We start from the raw sequence: 11,093 nt of genomic DNA on the forward strand, positions 1-11,093 counted from the left end.
GGCGGCGCTGCAGGCAGGCCGGCCAAGCGGTTTACTGGCCCTTGCCGGTCTGGATCATGCGCATGGCCGAGGTGATCAGGCTGGAGACCTCGGTCATGTTGCTGGGGACGACCAAGGTGGTGGTCGCGTCGCTGGCCAGCTTGCCGTAGGCATCGACGGCTTGCTCGGCCACCTTCAGCTGCACGGCTTGCTCGCCGCCTGGCTGGCGGATGGCGGAGGCGATGCGCTCCAGCGCTTGCGCGGTTGCATCGGCCACGGCGGTGATCGATGCGGCCTCACCCTGTGCCTTGTTGATGGCGGCTTGCTTCTCACCTTCGGAGCGGGCGATGAAGGCTTCGCGTTCACCGGTGGCAATATTGATCTGCTCCTGGCGGCGGCCTTCGGATGCGGCGATCAGCGCGCGCTTCTCACGCTCGGCGGTGATCTGGGCTTGCATGGAGCGCAGGATTTCTGCCGGTGGCGTCAGATCCTTGATTTCATAGCGCAGCACCTTGACGCCCCAGTTCAGCGCAGCCTCGTCGATCGCCGAGACGATCTGGGCATTGATCATGTCGCGCTCTTCAAAGGTCTTGTCCAGCTCAAGCTTACCGATCACGCTGCGCAGCGAGGTCTGTGCCAGCTGGGTGACGGCCATGATGTAGTTGGACGAGCCGTAGCTGGCGCGCATCGGGTCGGTCACCTGGAAATACAGGATGCCGTCCACCTGCAGCTGCGTGTTGTCGCGGGTAATACAGATCTGGCTGGGCACATCCAGCGGGATTTCCTTCAGGCTGTGCTTGTAGGCCACTTTGTCGACAAAGGGGATGATGAAGCGTGGGCCGGGGGCCAGTGTGCCGGCGTAGCGGCCCAGGCGCTCTTTGATCCAGGCGTGCTGCTGGGGCACGATCTTGACGGACATCGCGATGAAGATGATGGCGATGACAAATATGATGATGGCGACTTCCATGGGCTCTCCTCGTGTGGGCGCAAGCGTTGAGGCATGCGCCGGTTTTAGCAGTGATGGGCTGGGGGCGGGCCCCTGGCTCAAAGGGCCTGGCCATTACACCATGCAGGTGTGACGGACCAAGCGGGGGTGGCGGGGCATGGGTTGGGCAACGCCTGTTATGTTGGTATGCCCCAGTGATTGCAAGTGGCTCTTAGTGTGCGGCGGGGCCTGCGGGTTCCACCAGCAGGCGGTTGCCTTCCAGTCGTACCACGCGGTAGGCGCCGGGCAGTGCCGGGTGCTGGCCCAGCAGGGTGGCCGTCCAGGGCGCACCACGGTAGCGTACCTGGGTGGTGCGGTCGGCATCCCAGTGCTCGATCTCGAGCTGCTCGCCAATGTCCAGATGCATGTCCTGCTCGCGCTCACCGGAGAGCAGCGACCCACGGCGCTTTTGTCGCATGTAGCAGGCCAGCACGGTGGCGGCGCCCACGATGGCGGCGATGAGGATCTGCGCCACTTCGCTGGCACCCAGGTGCGCAGCGATGGCAGCGGCGGCCATGCCGATCGCGACCATCAGCAAATACAGTGTGCCGGTGAGCAGCTCGGCGACGACGGCCAGGCCAGTCAGCAGCCACCACACGGTTGAAATCTCCATAAGTCCCCCTCGTTGGATTAGGTTTGTAGGCCGATTGTGCGATATGCCGACCAATTTTGCGGCAATTGACGCAGGATACATAAAAAGGGCGTGCAAATTCCGTACACTTCGCGGCTGTTTCGATTGTTTTAGTGAGGCCCGCCCGTGCGGGAACGCCCATGAAGTTTCGCTTTCCCATCGTCATCATTGACGAGGACTTTCGCTCGGAAAACACTTCCGGCCTGAGCATTCGCGATCTGGCGCATGCCATCGAGGAAGAGGGCTTTGAGGTGCTGGGCGTGACCAGCTATGGTGACCTGAGCCAGTTTGCGCAGCAGCAAAGCCGCGCCAGTGCCTTCATCCTGTCGATCGACGACGAGGAGTTCCAGCTGGGCGGTGGTGATGACCCCATCATTCACAACCTGCGTGACTTCATCACCGAAGTGCGCCGCAAGAACCCGGATGTGCCGATCTACATCTACGGCGAAACCAAGACCAGCCGCCACCTGCCCAACGACATCCTGCGCGAGCTGCACGGCTTCATCCACATGTTCGAGGACACGCCTGAGTTCGTGGCCAAGCACATCCTGCGCGAAGCCAAGAACTACCTCGAAGGCATCCAGCCGCCTTTCTTCAAGGCGCTGCTGGACTACGCCGAAGACGGCTCCTACAGCTGGCACTGCCCCGGTCACGGCGGCGGTGTGGCCTTCTTGAAGAGCCCGATTGGCCAGATGTACCACCAGTTCTATGGTGAGAACATGCTGCGCTCCGACGTCTGCAACGCCGTGGAAGAACTGGGCCAGTTGTTGGACCACAATGGCGCGATTGGCGAGAGCGAGCGCAATGCGGCGCGTATCTTTAATGCCGACCACTGCTTCTTTGTGACCAACGGCACCTCGACCTCGAACAAGATGGTCTGGCACCACACCGTGGCGCCAGGCGATGTGGTGGTGGTGGACCGCAACTGCCACAAGTCCATCCTGCACTCCATCATCATGACGGGTGCGATTCCGGTGTTCTTGAAGCCTACGCGCAACCACTTCGGCATCATCGGCCCGATCCATGAGAGCGAGTTCTCGCCCAAGACCATCGAGGCCAAGATTGCTGCGAACCCGCTGCTCAAAGGGGTCGATCCAAAAACGGTCAAGCCCCGTGTGCTGACCCTGACGCAATCGACCTACGACGGCGTGCTCTACAACACCGAGACCATCAAGCAAAAGCTCGATGGATATGTCGACAACCTGCACTTTGACGAAGCCTGGTTGCCGCATGCGGCCTTCCACCCCTTCTATGGCAGCTACCACGCCATGGGCAAAAAACGCGCGCGCCCGAAGCATTCGGTGGTGTACGCGACCCAGTCCATCCACAAGCTGCTGGCCGGCATCAGCCAGGCATCGCACGTGTTGGTGCAGGACAGCCAGACCCAAAAGCTGGACTTCAACCTGTTCAACGAGGCGTACCTGATGCACACCTCGACCAGCCCGCAGTACAGCATCATCGCCAGCTGCGATGTGGCCGCTGCGATGATGGAGCCGCCGGGCGGTACCGCGCTGGTAGAAGAGTCGATCCTGGAAGCGCTGGACTTCCGCCGTGCGATGCGCAAGGTGGACGAGGAATTTGGCGAGGACGACTGGTGGTTCCAGGTCTGGGGCCCGGAAGCCCTGGCCGACGAAGGCGTGGGCTCGGCCCAGGACTGGATCATTCGTGGCCCGGATGCATCGCGCAAGACCAAGGGCAAGAACGGCAAGGAATTCGACAACTGGCACGGCTTTGGCGATCTGGCCGATGGCTTCAACATGCTGGACCCGATCAAGTCCACCATCGTGACGCCCGGTCTGGACCTGGACGGCGACTTTGACGAGACCGGCATCCCCGCGTCCATCGTCACCAAGTACCTGGCCGAGCACGGTGTGGTGGTCGAGAAGACAGGCCTGTACTCTTTCTTCATCATGTTCACCATCGGCATCACCAAGGGCCGCTGGAACACCATGCTGACGGCGCTGCAGCAGTTCAAGGACGACTACGAGAAGAACCAGCCGATGTGGCGCATCCTTCCCGAGTTCTGCCAGCAGCACAAGCGTTACGAGCGCATGGGCCTGAAGGACCTGTGCCAGCACGTGCACAAGCTCTACGCCAAGTACGACATCGCCCGGCTGACGACGGAGATGTACCTGTCGGACCTGACGCCTGCGATGAAGCCATCGGACGCGTTTGCGCACATCGCGCGCCGCAAGACCGAGCGTGTGGAGATCGACCATCTGGAAGGCCGCGTTACCGTCGGTCTGGTCACGCCATACCCACCCGGCATTCCGCTGTTGATCCCTGGCGAAGTCTTCAACAAGAAGATCGTGGACTACCTCATGTTCGCGCGTGAGTTCTCCAAGCTCTGCCCAGGCTTTGAGACCGATATCCACGGCCTGGTCGAACTGGTGGACGAAGAGAGTGGCGAAGTGCGTTACTACGCCGACTGCGTGGCGATGGATGCCAGCGACCAAGCGATGCAAACCCAGGTGGTGTCCGCGCCCGTGGCTTCGTCCAAGAAGCGCAGCCCCATGCTGGAAGGCAAGGCGCCCGCATCGTCGGCCAAGAAGCGCACAACTGCTGCGATGAAGAAATCCCTCAAGGCAGAAAAGCCTCTGGGTGATGCCAGCGGCGGTGTTGTGTCGCCCGTGGCCAAGACGCCACAAGCAGCGCCCAAGCCACGTCGTGTGGCCAAGCCGCGCTCGCCCAAGGTCTGATCGGGCAGGTGGGTAGTGGCGGGGGATGCAGAGTCCCCTGCGTCACTCCCACATCACCACAAAAGCAGCGCATAGGCGCTGCTTTTTTATGCCCGTTTATCGCGCATGGCTCATGGCGTGCTTGCCAATTCCGCCGCTGGGGAGGGCGGCATGCCTTCTTCACGTACGCGCCAAAAGCTGGCAAAGCGCGGCTTGCCGCTGTCGTGCAGGCCCCGGTAGCGGTAGGTGACCCAGCTGCCGATGGCGGGTGGATCACGGCGCTGCGCATCACTCAAGCCACTGCCAAGTTTGAAGTCGATGCCATCGACCGTGCGGACCAGCAAGGCGCCAGTCATGCCTTCGTATTTGCCACGCCCCGGTGCATAGCCTAGCACCTGGGCTTCGGCATCTTCATGGGGTTTGAGCTTGAGCACATCGCCGCTGCGACCACTGCGGTAGATGGCGCTGGCCTTGTGCAGCATCAGCCCTTCGCCACCTTCGCGCACCATGCGCCGCATCTGCGCCATCAGGCGGGCTTCGTCGGTCTCTCGCCATTGCGGTGTGGCCTGTACCCAGGGCTGCTGCACAGCGGCTACAAACTGCGCAATCGCCTGCAGGCGCTCGGTAAAACTGCCGGGTGTGGCAGGCGCATCAAACACCATAAAGCGCAGGGCCTGCCAGTCTGCATCCACCGGCGTGGCTTTGCTGGTGATGGACTGGGCACGCGCAAACTGGCCGCGCCCGGCCCATAGCTCGCCCTCCATCGGCGTGGCCGGCCAACCAGCGGTGTACCAGGCCGGGGCGGCAATCGCAGTGCCTTGGCGGGTCCACAAGGCTTGGCCATCCCAGTAGCCGCGCACACCGTCGTATTTCTCACTCACCCAGTACTGCTGCAGGTCCAGGCCACCGGGGTATTTTTGCGCAAGCCACAAGGCGGGTTTGTTGCTGGCCTGGGCCAGTGCCGCCCAGCAGCAGAGCAAGGCGGCCAGCCAGAGCTGGCGCCATCTGGGTGAGATATGGATATGCATGCAGCCCCCTCCAATAGCGACCGGGATGGTCGTCTATCTGCATGCTAGCGGCGATAGCGCAAGGCTGTCACCCGCCGCTGTGGTTCTGCGCGGTAAGCAGATGTTGGGGCATTGTACTGAGGCCCCCTCGGATCAGTGGGGCCGCGATTGCAGGCGCGCATACAGCCCGCCCAAGTCGATCAGTTGCTGGTGCGTGCCTTGCTCCACGACCTGGCCGCGCTCCATCACCACCACGCGGTCGGCGTGCTCGATGGTGGACAGGCGGTGGGCGATGACCAGGGTGGTGCGGCCTTGCATCAGGCGCGACAGGGCTTCTTGCACCAGGCGCTCGGATTCGGTGTCGAGCGCCGAGGTCGCTTCATCCAGGATCAGGATCGGCGCATTTTTGTACAGCGCGCGGGCAATGGCCAGGCGCTGGCGCTGGCCGCCCGACAGCTGGTTGGCATTGTGGCCAACGATGCTGTGGATGCCCTGCGGCTGGCGTTCGACAAAGTCCGTCAGATTGGCTGCAGCCAGGCATTCGAGCAGGCGTTTTTCGTCCACATCCTGGCCCAGCGCCACATTGGCGGCGATGGTGTCGTTGAACATCACCACATCCTGGCTCACCATTGCAAACTGGTTGCGCAGGCTGTGCAGGTCCCAATCAGACAAGGCCACGCCATCGATGCTGATCTGGCCTTCGCTGGGCTCCACAAAGCGCGGCAGCAGGTTGACCAGGGTGGTCTTGCCAGCGCCGGAGGGGCCCACCAAGGCCACCACTTCACCGGGGTGGATGGTCAGGCTGAGGTGGCGCAATGCAGGGGCCTTGTCTTCGCCAAAGCCCACGCTGACATCCTGCAGCGCAATGGCGCCACGTGCCTGCTCTGTCTTGTAGCCACCGCCTTGTTCGGGCGGGATTTCTTCGAGCAGGCCCAGGCCACGTTCCAACGCAGCAACGCCCCGGGTCAGTGGGTTGGCCACATCGGCCAAGCGGCGGATCGGGGCAATCAGCATCAGCATCGCGGAGATAAAGGCGACAAAGCCGCCGACGGTCACATCCTTGGCATTGATGCCGGTGGTGCGGCTTTGCCACAGCGCGATGCAGATCACTGCAGACAGCGCAACGGCGGCCAGCAGCTGGGTGAGTGGCGTCATCGCCGCCGATGCGATGGTGGCCTTGATGGCCAACTGGCGCAGCTTGCGGCTCAGAATCTGGAAGCGGCCCGACTGGCTGGCCTGGGCGGCGTGGATGCGCACCATGCGGTGTGCCAGCACGTTTTCTTCGACCACATAGGCCAGCTCATCGGTGGCTTGCTGGCTGGCCTTGGTGATGTGGTAGAGGCGCTTGGAGAGCTTCTTCATGATCCACGACACGCTGGGCAGCAGCACGGCGACGATCAGGGTCAGCTGCCAGTTGAGGTAGAGCAAATACATCAGCAGCGCGATGACGGTGAAGCCATCGCGTGAGAGCATCAGCAAGGCCTGCACGATGAGGGTGGAGCCGTTCTGCACCTCATACACCACGGTGTTGGACAGCGCACTGGCCGACTGCTTGGTGAAGAGACCCAGGTGCGCATCCAGCACACGGCCGAAGAGGTTCTCGCGCAGGCGCATCATGCCGTCATTAGCGATGCGCGCCAGTGCATATTGGTTGATGAACTGGGCCAGGCCGCGGATGAAAAAGACGCCGACGATGGTCACCGGCACGGCCCACAGCGGCAGGGTGCCGCCGGTAAAACCTTGGTCCAGCAGGGGCTTGAGCAAGGCCGGGATGGCGGGCTCGGTGCCTGCTACGACGATGGTGGCAAGGATGGCGAGCACCCAGGTCCAGCGTTGGTAGCCAAAGTAGGGCGCCAGGCGCGACAGGCGTGCGCGCAGTGGCATCTGCGCAACGCTGCCAGCCGGTTTGTTGCCTTCGGTGCTGGCAGGTGCCTCCGATGCACGCGAAGAAGATGGTTTTTCAGTTGTGGACATGTAGAGGTGATTCTAAAATGCACGGCTGTCGGCGTTGGACGATAATAAAGAATTTGTGGGGTGTGTAACATCCTGCAGCCTTCAAGGCTTGTCATGCATAGCGCATTTATGATGGTCGGTAATGACTAAAACACGCTTCCCATCTCTCATCTCGGAGGCGGCCAAGCCGCTATTCCATCGTCGTCACGTTCTGGGTGCTGCGCTTGCGGCCCCTGCAGTTCCCGCCCTGGCGCAGTTCCGGGTTGAGATCAGCGGCGTTGGCATTCGCCAAATCCCCATTGCCTTGCCCAAGTTCCGGGGCGAAGATGCGTCTCCGCAAAAGATCTCTGCCATCGTGCAGGCCGATCTGATTCGCAGCGGTCTCTTCAAGCCCGTCGATGCATCGGGCGAACAGTTGGACGAAAGCTCGCGCCCCGATGTCGCCAAGTGGTCGGCCGCTGGTGCGGAGTACCTGTCGGTTGGCAGTGTGACGCGTGGCGCCAACGGCTTTGATGTGCGCTTTCGCTTGTGGGATGCCGTCAAGGGCGCCGATATGGGCGGTCAGAGCTACAGCGTGCCGCAGGCCGATCTGCGTTTGGTAGCGCACAAGATCTCGGACTACATCTACGAAAAGATCACCGGCGAAAAGGGCGTGTTCTCGACCCGCATCGCCTACGTGACCAAGGCCGGCCCCCGCTACACCTTGTGGGTGGCGGATTCGGATGGTGAGAATGCACAGTCGGCACTGGCCAGCCCAGAGCCCATCATCTCGCCCACCTGGTCGCCTGCTGGCACGCAATTGGCCTATGTGTCGTTTGAGTCGCGCAAGCCTGTGGTCTATGTGCACGAGGTCTCGTCTGGCCGCCGCCGCCTGATCGCCAACTTCCGTGGCTCCAACAGCGCGCCGGCCTGGTCGCCGGATGGCAGCACCTTGGCCGTCACCCTGAGCCGCGATGGCGGCTCGCAGCTCTACACCATCCCATCGAGCGGTGGTGAGCCTCGCCGTCTGATGCAAAGCAGCGGCATTGACACCGAGCCTACCTACTCCAAGGATGGCCGCTATATCTACTTCGTCAGCGACCGTGGCGGTGCGCCACAGATCTACCGTGTAGGTGCGCAAGGCGGCAGCGCTGAACGTGTAACGTTTAGCGGGTCCTACAACATTTCTCCTTCCATCAGTCCTGATGGCAAGACACTTGCTTACATCACCCGCGCCGGTGGTGGATATAAATTGCAGGTCATGGATCTGGCTTCCGGAACTCCAGTGTCGGTCACAGACACTACGAGTGATGAAAGCCCCAGTTTTGCTCCGAACAGCCGACTCATCGTCTATGCAACCCGCGAAGGCGGTCGTGAAGCCCTCATGACCACGACGCTGGACGGCAAGATCAAAGCACGACTGGCAGGGCAGAGCGGAGACATACGGGAGCCCGATTGGGGCCCATACCAGCCCTAAGATTGGTTTTGGCGAGTCAATTATTTTTATACGAGAAAATCGTTTCGGAGAGTTTTACATGTTGTCATTGAAGAAAGCTTCGTTGGCCCTGGTGGCCGCTGCCGTGTTGGCTGGTTGCAGCTCTGCACCTCCCCTGGATAACGCACCTGTCGAAGACAAGGGTGCTGCTACCGCCGGTCAAGGCGCTGGCGCAGGTGGTGCTGGTCAAAGCACCGTGGGTGGTGTGGACCTGAACAACAGCGCAGCCAACGGCCAAGGCCCTGTCGGCGTTGCACGCATTGTGTACTTTGACTTCGACAGCTACTCGGTCAAAGCTGATGCGCAATCGATGCTGGATGCACATGCACGCTTCCTGAAGGCCAACCCATCGCGCAAGGTCATGCTGGAAGGCAACACCGACAACCGCGGTGGCCGCGAGTACAACCTGGCCCTGGGCCAAAAGCGTGCTGAAGCCGTGCGCCGTTCGCTGACCGTGCTGGGCGTGAGCGACAGCCAACTGGAAGCCGTGTCTTTCGGTAAGGAAAAGCTGGCTGCTGAAGGTAACTCGGAAGATGCGCACGCCCAAAACCGCCGCGTTGAACTGAACTACCGTTAATAAGGCTCCATGAACCTCACTCGCAGTACTCCCCGTTGGATTGCACTGGCCGCCTTGATGGCCTGTGCAAGCACCTCCCAAGCCGCTTTGTTTGAAGATGGTGACGCGCGTCGCGCCATCCTTGAACTGCGTCAGCGTGTTGATCAGCTGACGCAGGGCAACAACCAAAATGGTGAGGACACCTCGCAAGTGCGTCGCAGCCTGCTGGATTTTCAATCGCAGATTGAATCCATGCGTGGCGAGATGAACAAGCTGCGCGGTGAAAACGAGACCCTGCGACGTGAGGTTGCCGATCTGAAGCGTGGTCAGACTGATTTGGCCAAGGGCGTTGAAGCCCGACTCCAGCAGTTTGAACCCGTTTCTGTCACCGTAGATGGGCAGGAGTTCAAAGCCGATCCTGCTGAAAAGCGTGATTTTGAAGCCGCCCTGGGCGTCTTCCGCACCGGCAAGTTTGCCGATGCCGCCGGCGTGTTCAGCAGCTTCATCCAGCGCTATCCCAAGAGTGGCTATGTGCCATCGGCACGTTTTTGGTTGGGCAATGCGTACTACGCCACCCGCGACTACAAGCCCGCCATTGATAATTTCAAGCTGATCCTGGCCCAGGCGCCCGAGCATATGCGTGCGCCTGATTCAGCACTGTCGATTGCCAATTGCCAGATCGAGCTCAAGGAAACCAAGGCTGCCCGTAAGACCTTGGAAGACCTGATTGCAGCCTACCCGCAAAGCGATGCGGCGACCGCTGCCAAAGAGCGCCTTTCCAAACTGAAGTGATATGAGTGCACCGTTTCCATCGGCGCCCGATCGGCAGGACGCCGAGGCGGACGTTGACACGCAAAGGCGCTTTAGCGGCCTGGACCGCCTGTTTGGCGTAGCGCCTGCCGCGCAAATGCGCGCAAGCTGTATTGCAGTCATCGGCATCGGGGGCGTGGGCTCCTGGACTGCCGAGGCCCTGGCCCGCAGTGGGGTTGCACGCCTGCGTTTGATCGACCTGGACAATGTGGCCGAGTCCAACATCAACCGCCAGATCCACGCACTGACCGACACGATTGGCATGGCCAAGGTCGATGCGATGCGCGAGCGCATCCGCCAGATCAATCCCCATTGTGAAGTCGAGGTGGTAGAGGACTTCCTCACCGCCGAAAACTGTGCCGAACTACTTGATGGCGTGGACGGTTTTGTCGATGCCTGCGACCAGGTGCGTGCCAAGGCCGCGATGGCCAACTGGGGGCGGCGCAACCAGCGGCCTTTTGTCTGCATCGGTGCTGCTGGCGGCAAACGCCTGGCCTGGAAAGTGGAGCAGGCCGACCTGTCGCAAACCACACACGATCCCTTGCTGGCCCAGGTGCGTTACCGTCTGCGCAAAGAATATGGCGCCCCCAAGGATGGCAAGAAGATGAACGTGGCCTGCATCTACAGCCAGGAAGCCGTTGCAGGCCCAGATCCCTCTTGCGCGGTCGACGGTGACGGCTCGCTGAACTGCCATGGCTATGGCTCATCGGTAGCGGTCACCGCGACCTTTGGCATGTGCGCCGCCAGCTGGATTCTGGAAAAATTGGCGCATTCCCCAAAATGACAAAAAACCTACGCTATAATCTAAGTCTGTTGTGAGCAAGACCTCTTCTTAGGAATTTGTCAAGCAAACGCGGCGGGTCTTTAGCTCAGTCGGTAGAGCAGCGGACTTTTAATCCGTTGGTCGCGAGTTCGAATCTCGCAGGACCCACCAAACATTATTTATATGAATCAAGCCCTTGCGCAAATCGTGCAAGGGCTTTTTTCTTGTTTGCTTTTCCGTAATTGTCGGGATTATTC

At 61.1% G+C, this 11,093-nt stretch carries 9 protein-coding genes and 1 tRNA gene; 6 read left to right on the forward strand and 4 right to left on the reverse strand.

Annotated features, from left to right (window positions below; translation table 11 throughout):
* Window positions 1–31 precede the first annotated feature (31 nt).
* Both LPW39_RS17175 and LPW39_RS17180 read right to left on the reverse strand, forming a co-directional pair.
* Window positions 32–946: an SPFH domain-containing protein gene (locus tag LPW39_RS17175; protein ID WP_230778027.1), complete on the reverse strand. Its 915-nt coding sequence runs from the start codon at window positions 944–946 to the stop codon at window positions 32–34.
* A gap of 190 nt (window positions 947–1,136) precedes the next feature.
* Complete coding sequence (locus LPW39_RS17180; RefSeq protein WP_230778029.1) at window positions 1,137–1,577, reverse strand: NfeD family protein; 441 nt, start codon at window positions 1,575–1,577, stop codon at window positions 1,137–1,139.
* 158 nt (window positions 1,578–1,735) lie between these two features.
* Between LPW39_RS17180 and LPW39_RS17185 the strand changes: the two genes are divergently transcribed.
* Window positions 1,736–4,294: an arginine/lysine/ornithine decarboxylase gene (locus tag LPW39_RS17185; RefSeq protein WP_230778031.1), complete on the forward strand. Its 2,559-nt coding sequence runs from the start codon at window positions 1,736–1,738 to the stop codon at window positions 4,292–4,294.
* A 110-nt stretch (window positions 4,295–4,404) separates the two neighbouring features.
* On the opposite strand, the gene LPW39_RS17190 is transcribed toward LPW39_RS17185, so the two are convergent.
* Entirely contained in the window at window positions 4,405–5,301 is an 897-nt protein-coding gene (locus LPW39_RS17190; RefSeq protein ID WP_230778033.1) for a DNA ligase, read from the reverse strand.
* Window positions 5,302–5,433: 132 nt separating this feature from the next.
* The gene (msbA, locus tag LPW39_RS17195; RefSeq protein ID WP_407928865.1) at window positions 5,434–7,254 is read right to left on the reverse strand and encodes a lipid A export permease/ATP-binding protein MsbA; all 1,821 of its coding nucleotides are present in this window, start codon (window positions 7,252–7,254) and stop codon (window positions 5,434–5,436) included.
* Between the two features lie 121 nt (window positions 7,255–7,375).
* Between msbA and tolB the strand changes: the two genes are divergently transcribed.
* The 5 genes from tolB to LPW39_RS17220 all read left to right on the forward strand — a co-directional run bounded on the left by tolB (window position 7,376) and on the right by LPW39_RS17220 (window position 11,007).
* The gene (gene tolB / locus LPW39_RS17200; protein ID WP_230778035.1) at window positions 7,376–8,689 is read left to right on the forward strand and encodes a Tol-Pal system beta propeller repeat protein TolB; all 1,314 of its coding nucleotides are present in this window, start codon (window positions 7,376–7,378) and stop codon (window positions 8,687–8,689) included.
* 58 nt (window positions 8,690–8,747) lie between these two features.
* The gene (gene pal / locus LPW39_RS17205) at window positions 8,748–9,284 is read left to right on the forward strand and encodes a peptidoglycan-associated lipoprotein Pal (protein ID WP_133859074.1); all 537 of its coding nucleotides are present in this window, start codon (window positions 8,748–8,750) and stop codon (window positions 9,282–9,284) included.
* Window positions 9,285–9,293: 9 nt separating this feature from the next.
* Window positions 9,294–10,055, forward strand: a complete 762-nt coding sequence (gene ybgF / locus LPW39_RS17210; protein WP_230778037.1) for a tol-pal system protein YbgF — start codon at window positions 9,294–9,296, stop codon at window positions 10,053–10,055.
* Window position 10,056: 1 nt separating this feature from the next.
* On the forward strand, window positions 10,057–10,857 hold the full coding sequence (locus LPW39_RS17215; RefSeq protein ID WP_230778039.1) for a tRNA threonylcarbamoyladenosine dehydratase: 801 nt from the start codon (window positions 10,057–10,059) through the stop codon (window positions 10,855–10,857).
* Window positions 10,858–10,931: 74 nt separating this feature from the next.
* Window positions 10,932–11,007 (forward strand) — tRNA-Lys (locus tag LPW39_RS17220).
* The last annotated feature ends 86 nt before the right edge of the window (window positions 11,008–11,093 follow it).

It is taken from the genome of Comamonas koreensis (assembly GCF_021026195.1).
Taxonomy (GTDB): Bacteria; Pseudomonadota; Gammaproteobacteria; order Burkholderiales; family Burkholderiaceae_C; genus Comamonas; species Comamonas koreensis.